The sequence below is a fragment of the Sphingosinicella sp. SM1-17 genome, from assembly GCF_056821765.1.
This window is the reverse complement of the sequence record NZ_JBPDIO010000001.1, coordinates 448,009-470,072: the sequence shown is the minus strand read 5'-3', so window position 1 is coordinate 470,072 and position 22,064 is coordinate 448,009. Positions and strand designations below refer to the sequence as shown.

General features: G+C 65.1%; 29 protein-coding genes and 2 pseudogenes. 18 read left to right on the top strand and 13 right to left on the bottom strand.

Features of this window, described 5'->3' with window-relative positions; all coding sequences use genetic code 11:
• Positions 1–5 precede the first annotated feature (5 nt).
• From ACRYLT_RS02505 to pdxH, 4 genes are all read right to left on the bottom strand, one after another.
• Complete coding sequence (locus tag ACRYLT_RS02505; RefSeq protein WP_482662534.1) at positions 6–521, bottom strand: response regulator; 516 nt, start codon at positions 519–521, stop codon at positions 6–8.
• A 100-nt stretch (positions 522–621) separates the two neighbouring features.
• The gene (locus tag ACRYLT_RS02500; protein ID WP_482662533.1) at positions 622–1,404 is read right to left on the bottom strand and encodes a PhzF family phenazine biosynthesis protein; all 783 of its coding nucleotides are present in this window, start codon (positions 1,402–1,404) and stop codon (positions 622–624) included.
• The gene (locus tag ACRYLT_RS02495; RefSeq protein WP_482662532.1) at positions 1,401–2,339 is read right to left on the bottom strand and encodes a cation diffusion facilitator family transporter; all 939 of its coding nucleotides are present in this window, start codon (positions 2,337–2,339) and stop codon (positions 1,401–1,403) included. The genes ACRYLT_RS02500 and ACRYLT_RS02495 overlap by 4 nt, the downstream gene beginning before the upstream one ends.
• Positions 2,336–2,926: a pyridoxamine 5'-phosphate oxidase gene (pdxH, locus tag ACRYLT_RS02490; RefSeq protein ID WP_482662531.1), complete on the bottom strand. Its 591-nt coding sequence runs from the start codon at positions 2,924–2,926 to the stop codon at positions 2,336–2,338. Before pdxH ends, ACRYLT_RS02495 begins: the two co-directional genes overlap by 4 nt.
• Positions 2,927–3,064: 138 nt before the next feature.
• Here pdxH and ACRYLT_RS02485 point away from each other — a divergent pair, with 138 nt between their 5' ends.
• The 6 genes and pseudogenes from ACRYLT_RS02485 to ACRYLT_RS02460 all read left to right on the top strand — a co-directional run bounded on the left by ACRYLT_RS02485 (position 3,065) and on the right by ACRYLT_RS02460 (position 6,835).
• Complete coding sequence (locus ACRYLT_RS02485) at positions 3,065–4,009, top strand: DnaJ C-terminal domain-containing protein (RefSeq protein ID WP_482662530.1); 945 nt, start codon at positions 3,065–3,067, stop codon at positions 4,007–4,009.
• Between the two features lie 6 nt (positions 4,010–4,015).
• A complete protein-coding gene (locus ACRYLT_RS02480) occupies positions 4,016–5,035 on the top strand; it encodes a YihY/virulence factor BrkB family protein (RefSeq protein WP_482662529.1) in 1,020 nt (339 codons plus the stop codon).
• Positions 5,035–5,838: an enoyl-ACP reductase FabI gene (gene fabI / locus ACRYLT_RS02475; protein ID WP_482662528.1), complete on the top strand. Its 804-nt coding sequence runs from the start codon at positions 5,035–5,037 to the stop codon at positions 5,836–5,838. The genes ACRYLT_RS02480 and fabI overlap by 1 nt, the downstream gene beginning before the upstream one ends.
• Positions 5,835–6,341, top strand: coding sequence for a GNAT family N-acetyltransferase (locus tag ACRYLT_RS02470; protein WP_482662527.1), 507 nt, complete (start codon positions 5,835–5,837; stop codon positions 6,339–6,341). Before fabI ends, ACRYLT_RS02470 begins: the two co-directional genes overlap by 4 nt.
• Before the next feature lie 90 nt (positions 6,342–6,431).
• Positions 6,432–6,557, top strand: a pseudogene (locus ACRYLT_RS02465) (chorismate synthase); the annotation flags it as partial.
• Complete coding sequence (locus ACRYLT_RS02460) at positions 6,554–6,835, top strand: acylphosphatase (protein WP_482662526.1); 282 nt, start codon at positions 6,554–6,556, stop codon at positions 6,833–6,835. The pseudogene ACRYLT_RS02465 and the gene ACRYLT_RS02460, both read left to right, overlap by 4 nt.
• Here ACRYLT_RS02460 and ACRYLT_RS02455 read toward each other — a convergent pair.
• Positions 6,832–7,584 (bottom strand): class I SAM-dependent methyltransferase, encoded by a 753-nt coding sequence (locus ACRYLT_RS02455; protein WP_482662525.1) that lies wholly within the window; start codon positions 7,582–7,584, stop codon positions 6,832–6,834. The genes ACRYLT_RS02460 and ACRYLT_RS02455 overlap by 4 nt on opposite strands.
• A gap of 25 nt (positions 7,585–7,609) precedes the next feature.
• Positions 7,610–8,899, bottom strand: a complete 1,290-nt coding sequence (locus ACRYLT_RS02450) for an adenylosuccinate synthase (RefSeq protein ID WP_482662524.1) — start codon at positions 8,897–8,899, stop codon at positions 7,610–7,612.
• Between the two features lie 220 nt (positions 8,900–9,119).
• Between ACRYLT_RS02450 and ACRYLT_RS02445 the strand changes: the two genes are divergently transcribed.
• Positions 9,120–9,446, top strand: a complete 327-nt coding sequence (locus ACRYLT_RS02445) for a glycine zipper 2TM domain-containing protein (RefSeq protein WP_482662523.1) — start codon at positions 9,120–9,122, stop codon at positions 9,444–9,446.
• Between the two features lie 100 nt (positions 9,447–9,546).
• Here the strand turns inward: ACRYLT_RS02445 and ACRYLT_RS02440 are convergent, their stop codons facing one another.
• The 7 genes from ACRYLT_RS02440 to ACRYLT_RS02410 all read right to left on the bottom strand — a co-directional run bounded on the left by ACRYLT_RS02440 (position 9,547) and on the right by ACRYLT_RS02410 (position 13,332).
• Entirely contained in the window at positions 9,547–10,275 is a 729-nt protein-coding gene (locus tag ACRYLT_RS02440; protein ID WP_482662522.1) for a hypothetical protein, read from the bottom strand.
• A 93-nt stretch (positions 10,276–10,368) separates the two neighbouring features.
• Positions 10,369–10,731, bottom strand: a complete 363-nt coding sequence (locus ACRYLT_RS02435; RefSeq protein WP_482662521.1) for a hypothetical protein — start codon at positions 10,729–10,731, stop codon at positions 10,369–10,371.
• The gene (locus ACRYLT_RS02430; RefSeq protein ID WP_482662520.1) at positions 10,728–10,931 is read right to left on the bottom strand and encodes a hypothetical protein; all 204 of its coding nucleotides are present in this window, start codon (positions 10,929–10,931) and stop codon (positions 10,728–10,730) included. Before ACRYLT_RS02430 ends, ACRYLT_RS02435 begins: the two co-directional genes overlap by 4 nt.
• Positions 10,928–11,164: a hypothetical protein gene (locus tag ACRYLT_RS02425; RefSeq protein ID WP_482662519.1), complete on the bottom strand. Its 237-nt coding sequence runs from the start codon at positions 11,162–11,164 to the stop codon at positions 10,928–10,930. Before ACRYLT_RS02425 ends, ACRYLT_RS02430 begins: the two co-directional genes overlap by 4 nt.
• A 340-nt stretch (positions 11,165–11,504) precedes the next feature.
• Positions 11,505–12,020 carry a hypothetical protein gene (locus tag ACRYLT_RS02420; protein ID WP_482662518.1) on the bottom strand — a complete coding sequence of 172 codons (516 nt, stop codon included), beginning with the start codon at positions 12,018–12,020 and terminating at the stop codon, positions 11,505–11,507.
• An 18-nt stretch (positions 12,021–12,038) separates the two neighbouring features.
• A complete protein-coding gene (locus tag ACRYLT_RS02415; protein WP_482662517.1) occupies positions 12,039–12,641 on the bottom strand; it encodes a hypothetical protein in 603 nt (200 codons plus the stop codon).
• Between the two features lie 73 nt (positions 12,642–12,714).
• Positions 12,715–13,332 (bottom strand): winged helix-turn-helix transcriptional regulator, encoded by a 618-nt coding sequence (locus ACRYLT_RS02410; RefSeq protein WP_482662516.1) that lies wholly within the window; start codon positions 13,330–13,332, stop codon positions 12,715–12,717.
• Positions 13,333–13,485: 153 nt separating this feature from the next.
• Here ACRYLT_RS02410 and ACRYLT_RS02405 point away from each other — a divergent pair, with 153 nt between their 5' ends.
• The 11 genes and pseudogenes from ACRYLT_RS02405 (at position 13,486) to trpA (ending at position 22,043) form a co-directional block, all read left to right on the top strand.
• Complete coding sequence (locus tag ACRYLT_RS02405) at positions 13,486–13,926, top strand: VOC family protein (RefSeq protein ID WP_482662515.1); 441 nt, start codon at positions 13,486–13,488, stop codon at positions 13,924–13,926.
• 25 nt (positions 13,927–13,951) lie between these two features.
• The gene (locus ACRYLT_RS02400) at positions 13,952–14,434 is read left to right on the top strand and encodes a VOC family protein (protein WP_482662514.1); all 483 of its coding nucleotides are present in this window, start codon (positions 13,952–13,954) and stop codon (positions 14,432–14,434) included.
• 25 nt (positions 14,435–14,459) lie between these two features.
• A complete protein-coding gene (locus tag ACRYLT_RS02395) occupies positions 14,460–15,128 on the top strand; it encodes a glutathione S-transferase family protein (protein WP_482662513.1) in 669 nt (222 codons plus the stop codon).
• A pseudogene (locus tag ACRYLT_RS02390) lies at positions 15,043–15,459 on the top strand (DUF1428 domain-containing protein); the annotation flags it as partial. The gene ACRYLT_RS02395 and the pseudogene ACRYLT_RS02390, both read left to right, overlap by 86 nt.
• 18 nt (positions 15,460–15,477) lie before the next feature.
• Entirely contained in the window at positions 15,478–15,921 is a 444-nt protein-coding gene (locus tag ACRYLT_RS02385) for a DUF1428 domain-containing protein (RefSeq protein ID WP_482665377.1), read from the top strand.
• Positions 15,922–15,965: 44 nt separating this feature from the next.
• Positions 15,966–16,799, top strand: a complete 834-nt coding sequence (locus ACRYLT_RS02380; RefSeq protein ID WP_482662512.1) for a VOC family protein — start codon at positions 15,966–15,968, stop codon at positions 16,797–16,799.
• Between the two features lie 11 nt (positions 16,800–16,810).
• Positions 16,811–17,314 (top strand): VOC family protein, encoded by a 504-nt coding sequence (locus tag ACRYLT_RS02375; RefSeq protein WP_482662511.1) that lies wholly within the window; start codon positions 16,811–16,813, stop codon positions 17,312–17,314.
• A gap of 275 nt (positions 17,315–17,589) precedes the next feature.
• On the top strand, positions 17,590–18,657 hold the full coding sequence (gene trpD, locus ACRYLT_RS02370) for an anthranilate phosphoribosyltransferase (protein WP_482662510.1): 1,068 nt from the start codon (positions 17,590–17,592) through the stop codon (positions 18,655–18,657).
• Positions 18,650–20,062, top strand: coding sequence for a bifunctional indole-3-glycerol-phosphate synthase TrpC/phosphoribosylanthranilate isomerase TrpF (gene trpCF / locus ACRYLT_RS02365; RefSeq protein ID WP_482662509.1), 1,413 nt, complete (start codon positions 18,650–18,652; stop codon positions 20,060–20,062). The genes trpD and trpCF overlap by 8 nt, the downstream gene beginning before the upstream one ends.
• A complete protein-coding gene (trpB, locus tag ACRYLT_RS02360; RefSeq protein WP_482662508.1) occupies positions 20,056–21,228 on the top strand; it encodes a tryptophan synthase subunit beta in 1,173 nt (390 codons plus the stop codon). Before trpCF ends, trpB begins: the two co-directional genes overlap by 7 nt.
• Positions 21,228–22,043 carry a tryptophan synthase subunit alpha gene (trpA, locus tag ACRYLT_RS02355; protein WP_482662507.1) on the top strand — a complete coding sequence of 272 codons (816 nt, stop codon included), beginning with the start codon at positions 21,228–21,230 and terminating at the stop codon, positions 22,041–22,043. The genes trpB and trpA overlap by 1 nt, the downstream gene beginning before the upstream one ends.
• The last annotated feature ends 21 nt before the right edge of the window (positions 22,044–22,064 follow it).

Below are 22,064 nucleotides of genomic sequence, written 5' to 3'. Positions count from 1 at the left end.
ATCGCTCAGCCGAAGCTGTTGCCCCATCTGGAGCTCAGCCACCTGACCAGCGGGCCGTCGACCGGCACCTGCCTTCCGCGCGCTCGCTTTGGCTCGGAGCCGTTCATCTCCTCTTCGGCATAAAGCCGAAGATTATCCGGCCGGCTCGGCCGAAGCCGTTCTCGGCCCCGGACGATGTCCTCCGCGGTTTTCAGCGCTCGCACCAGATCCTCCTCGGTGAAAGGCTTGATCAGGCAGCCCAGCGCCAGATCGGCGATCGGGAAGGCTGGAGCCTTTCCGCTCACGAACAAGCAGGGGACGCGCATTTCGGTGAATTTCGCTGCGACCGAAAAGCCGGTCGAGCCGCGCGCCAGCTGCAGGTCCACCAGTGCGAGATCCGGCCTTCGACGCGCGACCGTCGAAACGGCACTGGCGCAATCGTCGGCGATGTCGGTGACGAGATAGCAGGGATTGAGTTCGATCAGGTGCCGCAGCGTCTGCGCGAACAGCGGCTCGTCCTCGACGATGAGGATGTTGAACATCGACCCCTCCGAACCGGCGAAGTCTTTGCCGAAACAAGCGAGAAGAAAAGCCCCGGCCGCGAAATTTGCGACCAGCGATTCCGTGGCAGCGGCGAAACGATCAGATCCGCATCACGCCTTCGATGACCGTCACGCATTCACCCTGAAGGATGACCCGATCGCCCTGCTGACGGCCGGCGAGATGCCCGCCGCGCCGGCTGGCCTGATAGGCCGTGATCGTGTCCCGGGACAGCCGCTCGGTCCAATAGGGCACGAGCACCGCATGGGCGGAGCCCGTCACCGGATCCTCGTCAATCCCGGCGCCGGTCGCAAAAACCCGGCTGACGATGTCGGTCGAATTTCCGGGAGCCGTGACGATGGTGAGCACGTCGCCTTCTTCGGCGAGCTTGCGGAAGTCCGGTCGGACAGACCGGACTTCCTCCTCGCTCTCGACGACGACGACGGCATAACGCTGCGGGTGCCACAACGTCTCGGCCGCAATGCAGCCGAGCGCCTCGACGATTCGCGGCAGCCCCTTGGGTTCGGGCTTCCACGCCGGGAGCGACATGGCGTAACCGCTGTCCGCTCGAGAGACCTCCAGAACTCCTGCTCGGCGGGTACGGAAGCGGACCCGATCGCCGCTCATGAGAACATGACCGCTGGCGAGCGTGGCGTGACCGCAAAGCACCACCTCCGTCGTTGGAGTGAACCAGCGAAGTTCGAAGTCGGCCTCGCCGGTCGGATCCTCCACGGTGAAGGCGGTTTCGCTGAGGTTGTTCTCCATGGCGATCGCCTGGAGCAGCTCGTCGGGAAGCCATTCCTTCAGTGGGATCACGGCGGCAGGGTTTCCGCTGAAGGGGCGGTCAGCGAAAGCGTCTACCTGGACGAGGCGCAACTCGGTCATTTCAGCTCCTTCATTTCGTCGGTCTCGGCGAGCGGGTTGTCTGGCTCGTCGACCTGACCCTCCGGATCGACATGGATCAGCACCTGGACCTCCGGGAATTCGCCGGCGATCTCGGCTTCGATCTCTTCCACCACCTGATGAGCAGCGGCTACCGTCATCGTGGGATCAACCCAGATGTGGAACTGGGCGAAATCCTGCGTGCCGCTGCTCCGGGTCCGGAGATCGTGGGTGCCGCGATTTGCCGGATGGCGGGCGGTCACGGCAAGAAAGTGCCTGCGCCGCTCCTGCGGCCACTCCTTGTCCATCAACTGGTCGACGGCCTGGCCCGACGCGCGCCAGGCACCGTAGAGCAGCCAGCCGGCGATGGCGATCCCGAACAGGGGATCGGCACCGGTCAATCCGGCATATTGATCGAGCGCGAGCGCGAGGATGACCGATAGGTTGAGCAGCAGGTCGCTCTGGTAGTGAACGCTGTCGGTGCGGATGGCTACCGATCCGGTCCGGCGAATGACGAAACGCTGGTAGGAGAGAAGGGCAAAGGTGGCGGCGATCGCAATCGCCGAGACCGCAATTCCATATTCAGCCCGGGCGGTGCTTTCGCCTTCAATCAGCCGTTCGACCGCGCGCCAACCGATCCCGAGTGCCGAAACGCCGATGATCCCAACCTGGATCAGGGCTGCAAGCGACTCAGCCTTGCCGTGGCCGAAGCGATGGTCATAGTCGGCCGGCATTGCCGCAAGCCGAACTCCTACCAACGTGACCAGCGAGGCAATGGCGTCCAGCGCTGTATCCGCCAGCGACGCGAGCATCGCCACCGATCCGGTTTGTGCCGCCGCATAGGTCTTCAAGGCCAACAGCAGAAGCGCTGTTGCGAGGCTCGCAACGGCCGCCTTCTTCGTCAGCGATCCGCGCTGATCGGTAGCGATCGCGCTCATGGATAGAGCAGGGTTTCCGACCAGCGGTCGCCGCACCGTTCGAAGAGGCGCCGATCATGGAGTCGATAGGGGCGATCGCTCCAGAACTCGATCCGCTGCGCCAGGATCCGGAAACCGCGCCAATGTGGCGGCCGCGGCACGTCGCGCCCCGCATATTCGGCGCTCAGAGCCCGAAATCGGCTCTCGAACCCGGCGCGGCTTGCGAGCGGCTGCGACTGATCCGACGCCCAGGCTCCGAGCTGGGATTCGCGCGCTCGAGTTGCGAAATAGACGTCCGCTTCGGCCTCGGTCACAGCCTCCACCGCCCCCTCGGCTCGAACCTGTCGGCGAAGCGACTTCCAGTGGAAGAGCAAGGCCGCGCTTGGATTGGCCGAGAGTTCGCTGCCTTTGCGGCTTCGGCTGTTGGTGTAGAAGACGAACCCGCGTTCGTCATGGCCTTTCAGCAATACCATGCGGGCCGAGGGCCTGCCCTGGGCATCGGCCGTCGCCAAGACCATCGCTTCCGGATCGTTCGGCTCGCTGATGCGCGCTTCTGCCAACCATTGCTCGAACAAGGCGTGCGGGTCTGTCGGGGCGGCTTCCATCATGCTGGGCTCTACGCCGCGTCGCCCGGATGGGACAAGAGGGGGACGAGCCCCTTGCGCCTGCCGCCGAAGCGGCCCATTTCTCCACCTGTTGCAGGGTTGCAACGTGTTCAGTGCGACAGGGGACAGGATCAAAGCGGAATGGCCGATCTCTATTCGACCCTGGGAGTGGCTCGAGGAGCGAGCGAAGCCGATATCAAGAAGGCCTATCGCAAGCTTGCCAAGGAGCTCCACCCGGATCGCAACAAGGACAATCCCGCAGCCGCAGAGCGTTTCTCGAAGGTCACTCAGGCCTATGACATCCTGACGGACAAGGACAAGCGCGCCCAGTATGACCGGGGCGAGATAGACGAGGATGGCAATCCCCGAGCGCCTTTCGGTTTTGGCGGTGGCGGCCCGGACATGGGCAGAGGCGGATTCCGGCGCGGCGGCAATGGCCAGGAATTTGAGTTCGGGGGGGAAGCGGCCGACCTGTCCGACTTGTTCGAGGGTCTGTTCGGCGGTTCCACCCGGCGCGGGGGCGGTCCCTTTTCGGGATTCGGCCGTCGGAGCGCTCCGCCGCAGCGCGGCGCCGATGTCTCCTACCGATTGGAGGTTCCCTTCGAGGATGCGGCAACTCTGAAGGACCAGCGGGTGACGCTCGGCAGCGGCAAGACGATCGACATCAAACTTCCGGCCGGAGTGGAGGACGGAGCCAAGATCCGGCTGGCCGGCCAGGGTCAGAAGGGGCCGGGCGGGAATGGCGATGCGATCGTCACCATCTGTGTGATGCCCCATCGCTTCTATCGCCGCGATGGCGACAATATTCGGCTCGATCTTCCGGTTACCCTCGACGAAGCCGTGCTCGGCGGCAAGGTCCGGGTGCCAACGGTCGATGGACCCGTCATGCTGAACATCCCGAAGGGTTCGAGCTCGGGCAAGACATTGCGCCTCAAGGGCAAGGGCTTCACGGGTCGGAACGGCGTCCGGGGCGATCAGCTGGTTACTTTGCAGGTCGACGTTCCCGACGATCCCGACCTGGTTCGCTTCCTCGAAGGCTGGAGCCGCAGGGGCCAAGGAAACCCGAGGACCTCGTTGGGCGTCTGAACTTCCGTGCGTGACATTTCCCCCGAGTCCCCCGAGGCCAGGCGCAAGCGGCTCGCCCGGGTCAAGGCTCGCTTCGGCCACGTCCGGGGAAATTTCGGCAAGGGCGCTCGGACCTGGGAAGTGACCAAGCGAGTGGCGATCGGGGTCTATTCGGATGGGTTCATCCACGCCGGCAACCTCGCTTATCTGGCGCTTCTGTCGATCTTCCCCTTCGTCATTGTCGCGGCGGCGATCGCCCGATTGTTCGGCCAAACCGAAGAGGGAATGGCGGCCGTCAGCGGGCTCCTCCAGACCATGCCGCCCGACGTCGCATCCGTGCTTCGACGTCCGATCCAGGACGTGATCGAGGCGAGGTCGGGGAGCTTGCTCTGGCTCGGAGCGATCGTCGGCCTCTGGACTACGGGCAGCTTCATCGAGACGATCCGCGACATCATCCGTCGCGCTTATGGAGTCACGTTCAGCCGCCCCTTTTGGGAATATCGGCTCGGCTCGGCAGGGATGATCATCGGCGCCGTGCTCCTGGCGATGATCGCTTTCGGCCTGTCCATCTTTCTGTCGAGCCTCCAGGCATTCCTGGTCGACCTCATTCCCGGAGCGGACGAACTGGTCGGGCTTCTGACGCTGCTCCGTGCGGCGCCGGGCCTGATGCTGTTCGCCGCCCTCTATCTCCTTTTCTACATGCTGACGCCGAAGCGGTATCGGTCGAGCGACTGTCCGAAATGGCCCGGCGCCGCTTTTGTCGCGGCTTGGTGGGTGCTGACGACGGCGCTTCTGCCCGTCGCCTTGTCCACCCTGGGCGGTTACGACCTGACCTATGGCAGCCTGGCCGGAGTGATCATTGCCCTGATCTTCTTTTTCATCATTGGCCTGGGCCTGGTGATCGGCGCCGAACTCAACGCCGCCCTTGCGGAGACGCCGGCGCCCAGCCAAGAGGACGTCGAGGCCGTGCTGCATGAGGAGGCCGCCGAAGAGGCCGAGCAGCAGTCGGTCGAAAAGGCGGTTCAGAAGGCCGGACAGGAGGAATGATGACGGGCTTGATGGAAGGAAAGCGCGGGCTGATCATGGGCCTCGCCAACGACCGCTCGCTCGCCTGGGGGATCTCGCAGGCGCTTGCCGCCCACGGGGCGGAGCTGGCTTTCTCCTACCAGGGCGAGGCCCTGGAGCGGCGGGTCCGGCCGCTCGCCGGCCAGCTCGGCTCGGATTTCCTGGTTGAGTGCGACGTCGCCGACATGGCCAATCTCGACCGCACCTTTGCCGCTCTCAGGGAACGGTGGGAAACGATCGACTTCCTCGTTCACGCCATCGGCTTCTCCGACAAGAACGAGCTTCGCGGCAAGTTTGTCGACACCAGCCTCGACAATTTCCTGCTCACCATGAACATCTCGGCCTACAGCTTCGTCGCGGTGGCCCAACGCGCCCGGGCGATGATGCCGCACGGCGGATCGCTTCTGACTCTATCTTATTATGGCGCCGAGAAGGTCATTCCCCATTACAATGTGATGGGCGTCGCCAAGGCCGCGCTGGAGACCAGCGTGAAATATCTGGCGATGGATCTTGGTCCGGAGAAAATCCGCGTCAATGCGGTCTCGGCCGGACCGATCAAGACGCTGGCGGCCAGCGGCATCGGCGACTTTCGCTACATCATGAAGTGGAACGAGTATAATTCGCCGCTTCGTCGCAACGTGACGATCGAGGATGTCGGCGGTGCCGCCCTTTATCTGCTTTCGGATCTGGCGTCCGGCGTGACCGGAGAGATCCACCACGTCGACGCGGGCTACAACGTGATCGGCATGAAGGCGGAGGACGCGCCCGACATCAGCGTCGTATGAGTTTGCTGATCAGGGCGGAGCGGGCTGAGGATCGGAGCGCGATCCGGCAGGTCCTGCTCGCCGCCTTTCCATCGGAGGTGGAGGCCAGCCTGGTCGAGCGCCTGCGTCTGGACTCCGACGCCGAAATCTCGCTTGTGGCCGACCAGGATGGCGAAGTCCTCGGTCACCTGATGATGAGCCGGATGGCGGTCGAAGGTGCGGACCGCATCTATCGAGCTCTTGGACTGGGTCCGGTGGCCGTGGTCCCCAGCCGGCAGCGACAGGGGATCGGCAGTGCGCTCATCGACCATGCGCTGTCGGCGGCGCGCCAGCGGGGCGAGGAACTGGTCTTCGTCCTTGGCGACCCCGAATATTATCGCCGGTTCGGCTTCTCCGCGGAGGCCGCGGCGCCCTTCGTCTCGCCTTATGCCGGACCGCACCTCATGGCCCGGGCGCTCGGCAGCCTCGAACTGCCTCAGGAAGGGCGCGCCGAATATGCGCCAGCCTTTGCCGGACTGGATTGAACCATGAGCCTCACCAGCTTCGGTTTCCTTTTTCCGTGCACCCCTTTGAGCGAAAGCCATCGCGCGGTTCCGACCGCAGCCCTTGCCAGCTCCGGCGTGACCGGTCGTCACGATCCGTGCGTCGGGATCCGCGGCGCGTCCGTCGTCGAGACAATGGTGGCCCTCCTCCTTGCCGACCACAAGCTGCTCCATCGAGCGCAGTGCGGAATGAGATGAGCGAGATTTCCAACAAGCTCCGGATCCACGGCCGGGTACAGGGCGTGTTCTATCGTGCCTGGTGCGTCGAGACGGCGCAGTCGCTCGGATTGAAGGGGTGGGTTCGCAACCGGGCGGACGGCAGTGTCGAGATGCTCCTGCGCGGTGCGCCCGTCTCTGTTCAGAACATGGTCGAGTCTTGTCGTCAGGGCCCGCCCGCCGCCCGGGTGGACAGGATCGATATCGAAGCGACGGAGGAGGAAGCCCCGGCGGGATTCGAAACGCGGCCTACCGTCTAGTCCCGCTTCCGGCCGATCAGGGTCCCCTTGGTGCCACTCTTGTCCAGACGGAAGCTGAACTCCGGGTGCATCTTGCGCCAGCGCCGGGCGACCAGCCGCTCCCCAGGGCGGGCGGCGTCGTCGAGCATCACCGTACCGCCCGGCGAGATGTGGTCGAACAGGGACGCCGCGGCGCCGCGGGTCAGCGGATGAACGGACCAGGGGGGGCCATCGATCAGCATGAGGTCGATCCCGTGCGGCAGCGGGCCATGGTCGTACCACAGGCCCGGCCATCCGTCAGGCGAGGGCTTCAGCGGCGCCGAACGAAGATCCGCTTCCAGACCATAATCGGCCAACCATTGGCGAGTCGCGTCAACGAAGTCGCCATGCTGATCGAAGCTGATCAGGGCTCCGCCCCCCGCCAGCCGGAGGGCCCGGGCCAGCACCAGCGTCGAGGCCCCCGTGCCGAATTCGACCACGAGCTGTGGCTTGCGCTCCAGAATATGATCGACGAGCAGCGTGAGTAGCCCGGTATCCGCCTTCCAGCTGCCCAGATAGGGAAGCGCATCATAGGGAAGCCCCAGCTTGTCGAGCAGCGCGTGCTTGTCCTTCAAACGGCCGCCGTGAAGGCTCCGCAGCAGCCAGGGCCACTGGATCGCGCCGAAAATCATCACCGCCAGCCGGTCGGAAGCGGATCGCGCGTAATCGCCGATGATCGCCGCGTCGTCGCCGGACCGGGGCAGGAGACTGGTAGCTTCGCGCGTTGTCATGGCCCTCTCGTACGCTACCAATGGGTCAATCTGCAAACGGGTCGCGAACCAGGATGGTGTCCTCCCGTTCCGGGCTCGTCGACACCAAAGCGACGGGACAGGCGATCAGTTCCTCTATCCGGCGGATGTACTTGATGGCCTGGGCGGGGAGCTGTGCCCAGCTGCGCGCGCCGGCAGTCGATTCCGGCCAGCCGTCGATCGTCTCGTAGACGGGTTCGACTCGTGCCTGATCCCGGGCATGGGCAGGGAGATGATCGAGGAGCTCGCCATCGAGCCGGTAGGCGGTGCAGATGCGTATTTGGTCCAGCCCGTCGAGCACGTCGAGCTTGGTCAGGGCAATTCCGGTGACGCCCGAAACCGCCATGGATTGGCGCACCAGGACGGCGTCGAACCAGCCGCAGCGGCGCTTCCGGCCGGTTACGGTTCCGAACTCCCGACCGCGCTCGCCGAGACGCTGACCGATTTCATCGTCGAGTTCGGTCGGAAACGGGCCCGACCCGACCCGGGTCGTATAAGCCTTGACGATGCCGAGGACGAAACCGGCGGCAGAAGGGCCGAGCCCGGTACCACCTGCGGCCGTGCCGGCGACGGTGTTGGAAGATGTCACGAACGGATAGGTGCCATGATCGACGTCGAGAAGGACGCCCTGAGCGCCCTCGAAAAGGATGCGATCGCCGCGCAGCCGAGCTTCATTGAGCGTCTTCCAGACCGGCCCAGCGAATTGAAGGACGAATTCGGCGATCTCACCAAGATCTCGCTCGAGCCGCGCCCGATCGATCGGCGGCTCGTTGAAGCCGGCCCGGAGCGCGTCATGATGGGCGCAAAGCCGATCGAGCAGGGGGCCAAGTTCGCCCAGATGGGCGAGGTCGCACACCCGGATCGCCCGGCGCCCCACCTTGTCCTCATAGGCCGGACCGATGCCGCGCCGGGTCGTTCCAATCTTGCCCTGACCGCTGGCATCTTCGCGCAGCGCATCGAGGTCGCGGTGAAAGGGAAGGATCAGCGGGCAGGTATCGGCGATCCGAAGCGTTTCCGGAGTGACCGCCACTCCCTGGGCGATCAGCTTCTCCACTTCGGCCTTGAGCGCCCACGGGTCCAGGACAACGCCATTGCCGATGACCGAAAGGGTGCCTCGAACGATTCCCGACGGAAGCAGTGAAAGCTTGTAGGTCTGATCACCGATAACGAGCGTATGGCCCGCATTGTGCCCGCCCTGGAAGCGCACGACGAGGTTCGCCCGGCTTGCCAGCCAGTCGACGATCTTGCCCTTGCCTTCATCCCCCCACTGACCGCCGATGACGGTGACGTTTGCCACGCTTTTTCCCCGATTGAGAGGAGCCGGCTCTAGGACGTGAGCGCCACGCCCGCAATGGCGGCCGAGTTGTGCAGACGTCCGTCCGGAGTTCCCCTTATGCGACCGACCGTGCGTCAGGCACGGCACAAGGCTGATCGGCCAGTTCGTTGTGCAGGGTTAATGAAACTGATCCGACAAGGTCGGCGTTGGTAGGCCAAGTCTCGCAAAGGAGGGAGAAGTCATGCGTAAGCTCATTCTGGCGGTCTCGGCGACGGCGATGGCCGTCCCCGTGTCGATGGCGCTGCCGGTTGAATCGGCGGAGGCGCAAAGTCGCTACTATCGCGACGGCTATTATTACGGACCGACCTGGCGTGGGCGCGATGGTCGTACCTATTGCCGCCGTCCGAACGGCACGACCGGATTGCTCATCGGCGGCGCGGCGGGCGCGCTGATCGGCCGCGAGATAGACGGCGGTCGCGATCGCACTGCCGGGACGATCATCGGCGCTGCCGCGGGTGCGCTGATTGGCCGTGAAATAGACCGGGGCAGCCGCCGACGCTGCCGCTGATCAGCGCAGTCAATCATCGATCAAAAGAAAGGGCGTCGCTTCGCGACGCCCTTTCCGTTGAAGCAATGACGATATCCGGTTGGGTCAGCCTGATCGCCCGTCAGCTGCCGGCGCCTTCGTTACCACCAGTGGAGTTTCCGTCCGTCGAGGCGGAGCTGGTCGACGAACCGGTCCCCTTGCGGCCGCGACCGCCGCCGGTCGAAGCCGACGACTTGGCCCCAGACCCGGACTTTCGGCTGTTGCCACTCTTCGACCCACCGGTTCCCGACCCCGACCGGCTGGAACGGGAAGTAGTGCCGCTCGACTTCGTCGCGCTTGCTTTGCCGCTCGCCGAGGATTTGCTGCGCGCAGCGCCTTTCCCCGATCCGGAGGAGCGGCTGGAAGCCGAAGTCGACCCCGACCGCGCCTTGCGCCCGCTGCTCGAGGGTTGGCCGCTGGGCTTTGCGGCGTCATCGCTGCCGCTTGCGCTCGATGCGTCACCGGACATTTCGCCAATCGACATCATCCGGCGTACCGCGTCGGTCGCGGCATTGATCATCGCCGCGCCAATCTTGCTCGCGCTTTCGGCAGCAGCGTCGGCGGCGGCTTCCGCAGCCTGTTGCGCCTCACGCGCTCCGCGCCGGGCGCTGTCGCGAACCGACTTGTTGGCCGCGAGCGCGGCTGCCGCTGTTACCAGTCCGGCTGCAAGCAGACTGCGCGCGACCGGATTCTGGGCAAGCTCTGCGGCTCGTCGCCCCGCTTCCTTGAGCGCGTCGGGAAGTGCGTCGCTCTCGGTGCGGCCTTGCCGCTTCGCATTGCCGTTGCCGTCCGAAGATCCCTTGCTCGGCATAAACCAGGCTCCTGCTGTTCGTATCTCCTGCGTAACAGACACATGAGGAGGCGAACAGTTCCCAACGGGGCTTGGGACTGAGGCGCGCCAGCTTCAGTCGCGGTCCGATTCTTCCGCTGCGACGCTCTGACCGCGATCCTGGTGCGCTTCCTGGTCGTCGCGCAGATCCTCCGCGGTCAGGCTGACCGAGCCGAAGTCCCGCCCCCCGCCCTGAGCCTCGTCGAAGCGTTCGCCCCGGGATTGTCCTTCCTCGTGGCGGACGGTCGCTCCGTCACGCTGTTGACCTTGGTGGAATTGCTGGTTCTGGGCGTTGCCATAGCCGCCCGTGCCGCTGCTGCCACCGGGTGGAGCCATGTCGCTGGAGTTTGGACCACCGCCGAGCTGGCGGCCACCTTCGACCCGCTGCTGATCATTGGCATCCTTGTTCAGCTCGTCCCGCCCAATTCCGTCGGTCATCTCGAACTCTCCTCTTCGGAAACGGGGCCGCGCCCCAGATCATCGTAGCGATAGGACCCGCCATCCGGCGCGACGGCGCCGTCCGGCTGAAGGACGGCCGGCGGATCGTCGCCATGTCCTTTGGCCTTTTCGGTGCGTTCGGGGATCTCGTTGTGACGAGCTTCCTCGCTGCCGGGAAGCGGGTGTCCTTCGCCGTTCATGAGTGGATTCCGTCGAGCCGGTCCCGCGGCCCTTGCTCGGCCTCCTCAAACGGGCGCGGGCCTGTCATCGGCTCGGCGCCGCCGCCGCCCATCGGATCGGAGTCGTAATCCTCGTCGGGATTGCCCGATCCGCCCGCTCCAGAGCCACTGCCATGAACTTCACCGGTGCGCGGATCGAAACTGGCCGGCTTGCCGCGTTCGGTGTCTTCTTCATTGCCTTGCTGGCGGTCCATCGCCTTCCCTTTCGCTGCTGTCCGAGCCAACGAACCGGGGTGGCGGGCCGTTCCTTGGCCCGAACAGGCGAAAGGCCGCCGGGACCTGCCCGACGGCCTCTTCGACATGGTCAGCGGCCGGAAGTCTCCAGCCCGGAAGCCTTTGGAAAGCCTAGGCTTTCAGCTCCCGAACGGACTTGACCGACCTCTCTGCTGAACCATGAGACATCGGATCACCTCCTTTCGCTTGTTGAAGTTGACACCTGTATGAGTCGGCGAGAATCCGCGATCAAGACTTGAACTGAACTTTTTTCTGGATAGGATTCCATGCTTCGCGCGGCGGCCCTCCCGGCCGCCTTTCTTATCCGCGGCAATCCTCGACGACGCGCGCGACCTCCGGCCAGGCCGGGAGGATCAGGCGCGCTGCGCCTGGTGCCTCGACGGCGAACCGACCGCGACTGAACGCGATCTGGTCGAGCAGCGGGTCGGACGGGGCGAGGCTGGCGACAAGAGCGTTTTGCGAGCGGCCTGCCGGCAAGCTCCGGTCACCGAACGTCGTCCGGACGATCAAGGCGTTGCCGCTGCCGCCCTGATGGGCCAGCGACAGCTGACGGCTCGGTTCGCAGCGGATGGTGAAGACATTGCCGTAGCTGGCGACGCTTCCACGGCCATCGTCGCGATAGGACCAGTCGCCGGGTGTGACTGGTGCATCTTCCCAGGCAACCGCCGCTGGCGGTGGAGGCGGAGCGGGCGTTGGAGCCGGGGCGGCGGGCGCCGGTGGCGGTGTCGGCGGGGGCGTGGTCGGCCGAGGTACACAGCCTGCCAGCGCCATCAGCGACAAGGCCGCTCCGGTCGCTATGAAAGTCCGCACGCGCATATACTCGTCCCGGCTGTTCTATTCGTTGGCCGAACCGTTGGTGACCGGCTCGGTTGCATTGGCTTCGACGACATTGTCGGCTTCAGCCTGGGATCGCCGCCGCTCGGCGGAGGCGCAACGGCCGATGAAGGTGCCGATTGCCGGGCTGGGCGGAAGCACCAGAGGCGGGGCGTCGCCGATCCGGATGATCATCGGAGTGGCGATGTCCGCGAGACGCTCGAGCATCGGATCCTGCGGCGGCAGCGACGCACGCAGCATTGGGATGGTCCCGCCAGTGCTGGCGACGGCCAGTCGGCGGGTTTCGCTTCCGATCGTGACCAGCATCATCGGCAGGTCGCCGACCGGGGCCGTGCCGTGACGCTGGAGAAGCACTCCGCGCCGTTCGTCGCAGCGAAGGCTGAAAATGGGTGGGGCACCGGCCGGCCCGAATTCAAGCGCAGCGAATTCGTCCTGAAGCGAATCCCGCCATTCGCCGATTGCCACCTCTTCGTCATTCTGGTCCAGCGAGCGCACCCGCTCCACCGCCAGCGCATTGGTGTCGACCGGCGCATTGCTCGCATCCTCGGAACGGGCGCAACCGGCGAGCAAGACCAAAGCGAGGGGCAAAGCGAGACGAATCATTCCGGACCTTTCCTGCCGAGGCGAGTTCGCATCCTCTTAGCCGCAGGATGGGAGAGTTGCACCCCTCGGCGGCCTAGACCTGGTTGGCCTTCGGCGGGAGCGGGAAGAGCGTTGTGAACCGGCGGGCGAGTTCCCGGTCACCGACGATCGAAAGCCTGCCTTCCGCTTCCAGGCTTTCGAGCGGGACTCCACCATAAGTCGCTGCGGCGAGCGCGGAAGTCGTTCCGGAAAAGAGCAGGTCGCATCCTTCCGGGTCTCCGCGCCCCAGGTCGACCTGTCCGCCGGAAAGCCCAAGAACGAAACGATCCTCGCCGATCCGGAACCCGATGCGGGCCTCGATTCCCTGTGCCCTGCTCATGTCCATCATGGTCCGGAAGGACAGCATCAGCGAAACGGCACTGAAAGGGCGAGTGGGATCATGGGCAGGGGATTTCACGGCCCATCGACCTATCGCCTGGAAGATCGGTCCCGCCTCATAGCCCCAGCGAGTAAGCTCGTACACTTGCACCGATGCCGGCGGGGGCAATCGCGTCCGCTTCAGAACGCCTGCCGCCTCGAGACCTTCGAGCCGCTGCGTCAGAACGTTGGCGCTGATCCCGGGCAGGCTCGCCCTGAGTTCGCCGAAGCGGCGCGGCCCGAGCATCAGCTCGCGCATGACGGGAAGCGCCCATCGTTCGCCGATGATGTCCATTCCGTGGGTGGCTGCGCAGGCATCGTCGTAGCGCCGCCGCGACGAGCCGTGTTCTTTCGTAGTTACTTTTTCTAACGTCACAGTTGCATTTTCTAACTTATGGGCGCATCACGGTCAAACGTCGATTCGCTGATCCAGATCGAGGAGGGGAAGATGTCGAAGCTCATTTTCGTGAATTTGCCGGTGGCCAACCTCGCCACTGCCAAGGCCTTCTACGAGGCGATCGGAGCGGTCAACAATCCGCAGTTCACCGACGACACCGCGGCCTGCATGGTCTTTTCCGACACCATCCACGTGATGCTGCTGACTCACGACAAGTTCGCTCAATTCACTCCGAAGCGAATTGCCGATGCTCGCCAAACGAGCGAGATCCTGATCGCTATCTCCGAGCAAAGCAGGGAAGCCGTCGACGACATGACCCGAAGAGCCCTCGCGGCGGGAGGCCGGGAGCCTCGGGAGAAGCAGGATCATGGCTTCATGTACTCGCGGAGCTTCGAGGACCTGGACGGTCATATCTGGGAACCGTTCTGGATGGATCCACAGGCGGCGCTGGCTGCGGGCCCGGAAGCCCGGACCGAAACCCTCTCCGCCTGAATTGCCGCCTTCGAGGAGATAGACGATGACCGAACAATCGACTTCCGCCCGAACCCTCGTTCCCCACCTCGTCTGCGCTGGCGCCGCCGATGCCATCGAGTTCTACAAAAAGGCATTCGGCGCGGAGGAACTGGTTCGTCTTCCCGGACGCGATGGGCGGCTGATGCATGCGGCGATCGCGATCGACGGCAACATGCTGATGCTCGTCGACGAGATGAAGGAACATGGCGCTCTTTCGCCCGAGACCCTTGGCGGATCGCCGGTGACCCTGCACCTGAACGTTGCCGATGCCGATGCCGCGATCGAACGCGCCGCCGCGGCCGGCGCAACCGTCACCCTGGCGGCTCACGACGCCTTCTGGGGCGATCGCTACGGCCAGATACGCGACCCGTTCGGCCATTCATGGTCCATCGCCCACCGTCTAAGCGATGCCGTGATGGGAGAGGACGAGCTTCGCCAGGCCGCTCGATCGGGGATGTGCGCCCAGGCGGCAATCAACCCTTCCTGAACGGCTGACGGCAAGGAGCGGGACCATGGCTTCACCATCTGCAGCCGAAGTCGAGATCACGGCCTTCAACTGGGTACCCGATTTTGCCAGGGGCCTAGTCCGCGACCTGCGTGTTCGCTGGGCGCTCGAGGAGGCGGGGTTTGACTACCGCGTGCGCCTCCTCGACGGGAGGATGCCCCGGCCCGAGAGCTACTTCTTCGAGCAGCCATTCGGCCAGGTGCCGGTGTACACCGAAGGGGCCCTCTCCCTGTTCGAAACGGGCGCGATCGTGCTCCACATCGGCGAGGGCTGCGAGAACCTGCTTCCGAGCGACGGGGCTTCCCGTGCTCGGGCCATCAGCTGGCTGATTGCTGCACTCAACAGCATCGAGCCTGCTGTTCAGGAGCTCGCGGCCATCGACCTCTTCCATGCGGGTGAGGACTGGACGGAGCAGCGCCGGCCCCAGGTGGAACAAGCGGTACGCCAGCGTCTGGCGCAGCTCGCCGCCCGTCTCGGCGATCGGGAGTATCTGGAAGGGCGGTTCACCGCCGGCGACCTGATGATGACGACGGTGCTCCGAATCCTCCGGCACACCGATCTTGTCGCGGAGCAGGCAGGGCTCGCAGCCTATGTCGCCCGCTGCGAGGCCCGGCCGGCCTTCGAGCGTGCCCTCAGTGCCCAGCTTGCAGATTTTCGGGAGAAACAGGCGGCCTGAAACGGCCGCGCCGACTTCAAAAGGGAGAGACGAAATGACCTATGTTGAAGGATTCGTGGTACCCGTTCCGACCGCCAACAAGGAGGCCTATCGGCGCCATGCGGCCGATGCCGCACCCCTGTTCCGGGAATATGGCGCTCTTCGGATGGTGGAAGCCTGGGGCGACGACGTTCAGCGTGGAAAGGTGACGGACTTTTATGGCGCAGTTCACGCCAAGGAAGACGAGACGGTCGTCTTTTCCTGGTTCGAATATCCGGACCGGGCCACCCGGGACTCCGCCAACGAGAAGATGATGAACGATCCGCGCATGGAGGAGATGGGCGGCCAGATGCCGTTCGACGGAATGCGGATGATCTTCAGCGGCTTCGAAAGTTTCGTCGACGAACGTGCCGATGGCCGCTCCGGCTATATCGACGGCTTCATCCTTCCGGTGCCCGAAGCCAACCGGCAGGCTTATCACGACATGGCGTCCAAGGCGGCGGCCAAGTTTCGACAATATGGAGCGCTGCGCGTCGTGGAAGCCTGGGGTGACGATGTCCGGGAGGGCAAGGTCACCGATTACCGCCGGGCGGTGAAGGCGGAGCCGGGGGAGGCGATCGTCTTTTCCTGGATCGAATGGCCGGACAAGGCGGTCCGGGATGCCGCCTGGGAGAAGATGATGAAGGATCCGGAAATGCAGCCCGACCATGCCAACATGCCGTTCGACGGCATGCGCATGTTCTGGGGCGGATTTGCGCCGATCGTGGACACTGCCGAGACGGGCCCCGCGAACCTGCAGAGGGTGCCCGCCTGATCCCGGCAGTCACGAACCCATCGCCCCTGAACAGGAGTTCTCCGATGTCCGAACTTTCCTCCACTGTGACGACCGCCGGGCCCAGGCCCCTGCCATCCTGGCACGGCAGCTTCATCTGGTACGAACTGATGACCAGCGACCAGGACGCCGCAATCGACTTCTACAAAGCGGTGGTTGGCTGGGAGGCCGCGGATCAGACGATCGCCGACCTCGGCGACTTTCGCTATACGCTTCTGTCGATCGCCGGACGGCCGGTGGCTGGGCTTATGCAGCTCACGCCGGAAATGTGCCAGTTGGGTGCTCAAGCCGGCTGGCTCGGAATCATCGGCGTCGCGGACACGGACGAAGCGGTAAATCGCCTGGTGGCCGCGGGTGGGACCCAGCTCAGGGCGCCCGATGATGTTCCCAATGTCGGCCGGTTTGCCATCGTTGCCGATCCCGGCGGGGCCGTTTTCGAACTGATGACCCCGGCGCCGAGGGGCGATGAGCCAACACCGCTTGACCCGCAGGCGCCAGGCGGCATCGGCTGGCACGAGCTCTATGCCGGCCAGGGGCAGGATTCGGCCTTTGCCTTCTACTCCGACCAGTTCGGCTGGGCGACCGATGGCGAAATGGACATGGGCGCGATGGGCAAGTACCGGCTGTTCAGCAAGGATGGCCGCGCCATCGGGGGAATGATGGACCGGCCTGAACAGATGCCGGTGTCGGCCTGGGCCTTCTACTTTACCGTCGATGGGATCGACTCTGCGATCGTTCGAATCAAGGCGAATGACGGCGAGGTGCTGATGGGTCCGATCGAAGTGCCGGGAGGCAGCTGGATCGTGCAGGCAAAGGATCCTCAGGGCGCCCATTTCGCGCTCGTGTCGCAACGGCGCTGAGGAGCAAGCGGATGACCGGAAACAAGCTCGTCACCTGCTTGTGGTTCGACCATGGGCAGGCCCGTGCGGCGGCGGAATTCTACGCCGCCACCTTTCCCGACAGTCATGTCGGCGCAGTCCAAGAAGCTGCCGCGGATTTCCCCGGGGGAAGCCAAGGCCAGGAACTGACGGTCGAATTCACGGTTCTCGGCCGTTCCTTCCTGGGCCTGAACGGAGGACCTGATTTCAAACCGAACGAATCGGTGAGCTTCCAGGTCCTTACCGAGGACCAGGTCGAAGCGGACCGCTATTGGGAGGCGATCGTCGGCAATGGTGGCAGTGAAAGTCAATGCGGTTGGTGCAGGGATCGTTGGGGCTTTTCCTGGCAGATCACGCCGCGCGCGCTGCTCGCTGCGGTGAACGGCGCCGACCGGCAGTCGGCGAAACGCGCGATGGAAGCCATGCTCGGAATGCGCAAGATCGACATTGCGGCGATCCAACGCGCCGTCGGCGCGACGAGAGCCTCGATCAGTTGAGCGGCGCGAGGGAAAACACGGGCTTGACGGGCGGGCAACAGATCTGACACTTGGATCGCAATGATTCCGAGCGCAGCCCCGACCTGTGACCTGGCCGTCCTTTCGACGGATCGGGTGGCGTGCGTCGCTGCGCCGGCCTGGCATTGGTGGTGGGTGAACCCGCAGGATGCGGCGCGCGAGCATCGATGGTGACGGCAGAATAGCCCAAATCCGACGATCGCAAGCCCGCCGATTTCGGCGGGCTTTTTCTTTGCCGCACCTTCCAGGACCTCATCATGTACATGACCTCACAGTTCGACCACTCGACGACTCGCGACCGGCTGTCCGCTCCGCAGCATGAAGGCGCACTGACCCAGCTGTTCGCCGGTCGCTCGCTTTCGCGACTCGAAGCACGGGAGTTGTTCGGCGACCTCGTCGACGGGCGCCTCGACGAACCGACCCTTGCCGCCATTCTGATCGCTCTGAAGATCAAGGGCGAGACGGTCGACGAGCTGACGGGCGCCGCTCAGGCGTTGCGAGCGGCCGACTTGCCGTTCGAGCGGCCCGATTATCTGTTCGCCGACAGCTGCGGCACGGGTGGCGATGCTTCGGGGACCATCAACCTCTCGACGGCGGTTGCCTTTGTTGCGGCGGCGGCGGGCCTTCCGGTCGCCAAGCACGGCAACCGCTCGGTCACCTCTCGTTGCGGCTCGGCGGACGTTCTCGAGCAGCTCGGCGTCCGGATCGAAGTTCCCGCGGCTCTCGCGCGCCGCGCGCTGGATGAGATCGGGCTCTGTTTCCTGTTTGCGCCCGCTTACCATCCCGGTCTTCGACATGCCGGCCCGGTTCGTCGGGCACTCAAGGTTCGAACGATCATGAACTTGCTTGGACCTTGCCTCAATCCGGCTGAGCCTCCGGTCCAGCTGCTTGGCGTAGCCGAGCCGCGTCTGGTCGAGCCGATCGCCCGGACACTGGCGGCACTCGGGGTCCGGCGAGCCATGGTCGTTCACGGCGGCGGTCTCGACGAGGTCGCGCTTCACGGAGAGACCATTGCAGTGCGCATCGAAGGGGCTAGCTTCCAGCAGCTGGTTCTGACTCCCGAAGATGCGGGTCTGGAGCGGGCGCCCCTCGCCGTGTTGCGGGGCGGCGGCCCGGAAGAGAATGCCGAGCGGCTCAAGGCGCTGCTGCTCGGTCACGGCACGAGTGCGGAGCGCAACGCCGTCGCGCTGAACGCCGCAGCGCTGCTTCTCACCGCCGGTAAGGCGACCAGCCTCAAGGAAGGTGCTGACCTGGCGCTCGACACGCTGGCGTCGGGCCGGTCCTATCGCCTTCTTCAGGCTCTGGTCGAGATCAGCCATGCGTGAAGCGGGCGGCATTCTCGGCGAAATCGCCAAGCGCAAGCGCGTGGACGTTGCCGCGCGACTGGAGGGGACCAGCCTGTCCGATCTTCGAAACCGGGCGAGGTCGACCCGGCGCAGCCTACTCGCCGTCCTGCGCCAGCCCGGGGCCCGCTTCATCCTGGAGGTGAAGAAGGCGTCTCCTTCCGGCGGAGTGATCCGGGCGGACGCGGATCCGGTTTCGCAGGCACGGGCTTATGCCGGTGCCGCTTCGGCGATCAGCGTCCTGACCGACCAGCCCTTCTTCGGCGGCTCGCTGGAGGATCTGAGGCAGGTCAGAGCGGTCACCGATGTGCCGATCCTGGCGAAGGATTTCATTGTCGACGTTCGACAGGTGATCGAAGCGCGCCTGGCGGGCGCCGACGCCGTGCTCGTCATCCTTGCCCTGCTCGACGATAGCGAGGCCGCCGAGGTGATCCGCGAGGCTGACCGGTTCGGCATGGACGTGCTCGTCGAAACGCACGATCCCGAAGAAGTGCGCCGCGCGGTGGCGCTTGGCGCCGAAATCATCGGGATCAACAATCGCGACCTTCGAACCCTCGCCGTCGATCTTGCAACGACCGAGAGGCTTTCACCTCTCGTTCCGCCGGACCGGCTCGTCGTTTCCGAGTCGGGTTTGGCGGGGCGCGGCGACGTGGAGCGGCTTGCGCCTCATGCCGACGCTTTCCTGATCGGTTCCGCCTTGATGCGATCGTCCCAGCCTGCCCGGGCAGCGCGCGCGCTGGCGTTCGGCCGAGTCAAGGTCTGCGGCCTCACCCGGCCGTCGGATGCCGCCACCGCCGGCGGGATCGGGGCCAGCTATGCCGGTGTGGTGATGGTGCCGAACACGCCCCGTGCCGCCTCGCCGCCCATCGCAGCGGCAGTTGCGGAGGAAGCGCGGCGGAGCGGAATGGGTCTGGTCGGCGTTTTTCGCAACGAGGAACTGGCGCAGGTGGCGCTGAGGGCGCGACGTCTTGGCCTCGATGCGGTTCAACTGCATGGCGAGGAAGGAGCGGATTATATTCACGCACTCCGCCGCTCTCTGCCCGAAGAGGTCGAAATCTGGGCCGCCGCCGCGGTCGACGTGGAAGTGCCGGCGCCTCGTCCGGGCGTCGATCGTACCTTGTTCGACAGCAAGGTCGCGGGCCGATCCGGCGGCACCGGCCAGGCGTTCGACTGGAGCCGTCTGCGCGGGCGCGGCGACCTCCTCCAGGGCCTGCTCGCGGGCGGCCTTGGTCCGGGAAATGCGCGCGCCGCCGCAGCAGTCGGAGCCTGGGCACTGGACGTCGGCTCCGGCGTGGAGGCGGCGCCGGGAGTCAAGGATCGGGAGAAGATGAGGAATTTCTTCGAAGCATTGCGAACGCCGGTTCGCGCCGAGATTTCCTCATGCTGAGCCCTGGACGCTTCGGCGCCTTCGGTGGCTGCTATGTGCCGGAAATCCTCGTTCCCGCGCTCGAACAACTCGAAGCGGCGTTCCTGAGGGCAACCGAGGATGAAGGCTTCAATTCCGAGCTCGCGAGCTTGCTGACCCGATATGCCGGGAGGCCGACGCCACTGACCCGATGCCGGAATCTCGCGCCGGACGGACCAAGAATCTATCTCAAACGCGAGGACCTCCTCCATGGCGGCGCCCACAAGACCAATCAGGTGCTGGGGCAGGGGCTGCTCGCGCGGCGAATGGGCAAGACCCGGCTGATCGCCGAGACCGGTGCCGGCCAGCACGGAGTCGCCACCGCGATGGCGGGGGCGCTGTTCGGCCTTCAGACCCGAATCTACATGGGCGCGCACGATGTCGAGCGGCAACAGCTCAACGTCTTCAGGATGCAATTGATGGGAGCCGAGGTCGTGCCGGTGGAAAGCGGCGGGCGCGGCCTCAAGGATGCGATCAACGAAGCGCTGCGCGACTGGTCGGCGAGCTTCGAAGACACCCATTATCTGCTCGGAACCGCGGCCGGACCTCACCCCTTCCCGACGATGGTTCGCGAATTCCAGCGGGTGATCGGACGCGAAGCGCGCGCCCAGATTCTGGAGGAGGAGGGACGGCTGCCCGATGCGGTGGTCGCCTGCGTCGGCGGCGGCTCCAACGCCATCGGGATCTTTGCCGATTTTCTCGACGATTCCGAAGTCAGGCTGATCGGTGTCGAACCGGCGGGCAAGGGGCTAGACGGGCGCGAACATGGAGCCACGCTGCTTCGCGGACGTCCCGGGATTCTTCACGGAGCCGAGACCTATGTGCTTCAGGACGAAGACGGGCAGGTCAGCAACAGTTGGTCGGTCTCGGCCGGCCTGGATTATCCCGCGGTTGGTCCGGAGCATGCCCATCTCAAGGAAACGGGTCGGGCGGAATATGTCGGGGTGACGGATTCGGAGGCACTTTCCGCCTTTGCCGCTCTGGCGCGATCGGAGGGGATCGTCTGCGCGTTCGAATCGGCGCACGCACTTGCAGAGGCCTTGAAGCTTGCTGAGACCCTCGATCGGGAGAGCGTGATCGTCGTCAACATCTCCGGGCGCGGCGACAAGGACATGGCGCAGGCGCGCGACCTACTGGAGCTCGTCTGATGGATCGCTATCGGGACATGTTCGAGCGGCTCTCGGCTCGCCGCGAAGGGGCATTTGGTGCCTTTCTCACTCTCGGAGATCCGGATCTCGCGACGAGTGCGCGGCTTCTCGACCTGATTGCAACGAGCGGCGCCGACATGCTGGAAGTCGGCATCCCGTTTTCCGACCCGGTGGCCGACGGCCCGGTGATCCAGGCTTCAGCGTCGCGCGCGCTTGCCGCTGGCGTTCAATCGTCCGACTGTTTCGACCTGCTGGCGGAGTTTCGCTCGCGGCACCCGGAAGTGCCGCTCGGAATCCTCACTTATGCGAACCTCGTCGTCGCCCGCGGACGGGACGAATTCTATCGGACCGCCGCGCTCGCCGGTGTCGACAGCGTGCTGGTGGCCGATGTTCCGGTCATCGAATCCGAACCGTTCCTGCAGTCCGCGCGGAAAAGCGGAGTCGCCGCAGTGCTCATCGCCGCCGCCAACACGCCGGCTCATCGTCTGCGCCGCATTGCGGAGCTGGGCTCGGGATATACTTATTGCGTTACCAGGGCCGGAGTAACCGGAGCGGGGGATCAAGTCCGCTTCGACCATTCGGCCATGATCGAGGCTCTCGCCGCAGCCGGTGCTCCGCCGCCCGTCTTCGGCTTCGGCATTTCGCGACCGGATCATGTGGCGGCGGCGATTTCGGCAGGTGCGTCGGGTGTGATTTGCGGATCGGCGATCGTGTCGCTCGCGGCGACTGGAGACGCCCAGGAAGTGGCCCGGTTCGTGAGCCGCATGAAGGAGGCAACGATGGCGAGCGAGGTCGCGGAACCGAGGCATCGCTAGCACGCGGACGATCAACCCGCC

Excerpts from the sequence above, each read along its gene's own strand:
- ACRYLT_RS02470 (WP_482662527.1), top strand. The coding sequence starts at position 5,835 with ATGAGTTTGCTGATCAGGGCGGAGCGGGCTGAGGATCGGAGCGCGATC.
- ACRYLT_RS02505 (WP_482662534.1), bottom strand. The coding sequence starts at position 521 with ATGTTCAACATCCTCATCGTCGAGGACGAGCCGCTGTTCGCGCAGACG.
- ACRYLT_RS02460 (WP_482662526.1), top strand. The coding sequence starts at position 6,554 with ATGAGCGAGATTTCCAACAAGCTCCGGATCCACGGCCGGGTACAGGGC.
- fabI (WP_482662528.1), top strand. The coding sequence starts at position 5,035 with ATGACGGGCTTGATGGAAGGAAAGCGCGGGCTGATCATGGGCCTCGCC.
- ACRYLT_RS02410 (WP_482662516.1), bottom strand. The coding sequence starts at position 13,332 with ATGGACATCATCGGCGAACGATGGGCGCTTCCCGTCATGCGCGAGCTG.
- ACRYLT_RS02430 (WP_482662520.1), bottom strand. The coding sequence starts at position 10,931 with ATGAACGGCGAAGGACACCCGCTTCCCGGCAGCGAGGAAGCTCGTCAC.
- ACRYLT_RS02395 (WP_482662513.1), top strand. The coding sequence starts at position 14,460 with ATGGCTTCACCATCTGCAGCCGAAGTCGAGATCACGGCCTTCAACTGG.
- ACRYLT_RS02440 (WP_482662522.1), bottom strand. The coding sequence starts at position 10,275 with ATGCCGAGCAAGGGATCTTCGGACGGCAACGGCAATGCGAAGCGGCAA.
- ACRYLT_RS02385 (WP_482665377.1), top strand. The coding sequence starts at position 15,478 with ATGATCTTCAGCGGCTTCGAAAGTTTCGTCGACGAACGTGCCGATGGC.
- ACRYLT_RS02375 (WP_482662511.1), top strand. The coding sequence starts at position 16,811 with ATGACCGGAAACAAGCTCGTCACCTGCTTGTGGTTCGACCATGGGCAG.
- pdxH (WP_482662531.1), bottom strand. The coding sequence starts at position 2,926 with ATGATGGAAGCCGCCCCGACAGACCCGCACGCCTTGTTCGAGCAATGG.
- ACRYLT_RS02425 (WP_482662519.1), bottom strand. The coding sequence starts at position 11,164 with ATGGACCGCCAGCAAGGCAATGAAGAAGACACCGAACGCGGCAAGCCG.
- ACRYLT_RS02420 (WP_482662518.1), bottom strand. The coding sequence starts at position 12,020 with ATGCGCGTGCGGACTTTCATAGCGACCGGAGCGGCCTTGTCGCTGATG.
- ACRYLT_RS02500 (WP_482662533.1), bottom strand. The coding sequence starts at position 1,404 with ATGACCGAGTTGCGCCTCGTCCAGGTAGACGCTTTCGCTGACCGCCCC.
- trpCF (WP_482662509.1), top strand. The coding sequence starts at position 18,650 with ATGCGTGAAGCGGGCGGCATTCTCGGCGAAATCGCCAAGCGCAAGCGC.
- ACRYLT_RS02445 (WP_482662523.1), top strand. The coding sequence starts at position 9,120 with ATGCGTAAGCTCATTCTGGCGGTCTCGGCGACGGCGATGGCCGTCCCC.
- ACRYLT_RS02455 (WP_482662525.1), bottom strand. The coding sequence starts at position 7,584 with ATGACAACGCGCGAAGCTACCAGTCTCCTGCCCCGGTCCGGCGACGAC.
- ACRYLT_RS02435 (WP_482662521.1), bottom strand. The coding sequence starts at position 10,731 with ATGACCGACGGAATTGGGCGGGACGAGCTGAACAAGGATGCCAATGAT.
- trpB (WP_482662508.1), top strand. The coding sequence starts at position 20,056 with ATGCTGAGCCCTGGACGCTTCGGCGCCTTCGGTGGCTGCTATGTGCCG.
- trpA (WP_482662507.1), top strand. The coding sequence starts at position 21,228 with ATGGATCGCTATCGGGACATGTTCGAGCGGCTCTCGGCTCGCCGCGAA.
- ACRYLT_RS02400 (WP_482662514.1), top strand. The coding sequence starts at position 13,952 with ATGACCGAACAATCGACTTCCGCCCGAACCCTCGTTCCCCACCTCGTC.
- ACRYLT_RS02405 (WP_482662515.1), top strand. The coding sequence starts at position 13,486 with ATGTCGAAGCTCATTTTCGTGAATTTGCCGGTGGCCAACCTCGCCACT.
- ACRYLT_RS02415 (WP_482662517.1), bottom strand. The coding sequence starts at position 12,641 with ATGATTCGTCTCGCTTTGCCCCTCGCTTTGGTCTTGCTCGCCGGTTGC.
- ACRYLT_RS02495 (WP_482662532.1), bottom strand. The coding sequence starts at position 2,339 with ATGAGCGCGATCGCTACCGATCAGCGCGGATCGCTGACGAAGAAGGCG.
- trpD (WP_482662510.1), top strand. The coding sequence starts at position 17,590 with ATGTACATGACCTCACAGTTCGACCACTCGACGACTCGCGACCGGCTG.
- ACRYLT_RS02485 (WP_482662530.1), top strand. The coding sequence starts at position 3,065 with ATGGCCGATCTCTATTCGACCCTGGGAGTGGCTCGAGGAGCGAGCGAA.
- ACRYLT_RS02380 (WP_482662512.1), top strand. The coding sequence starts at position 15,966 with ATGTCCGAACTTTCCTCCACTGTGACGACCGCCGGGCCCAGGCCCCTG.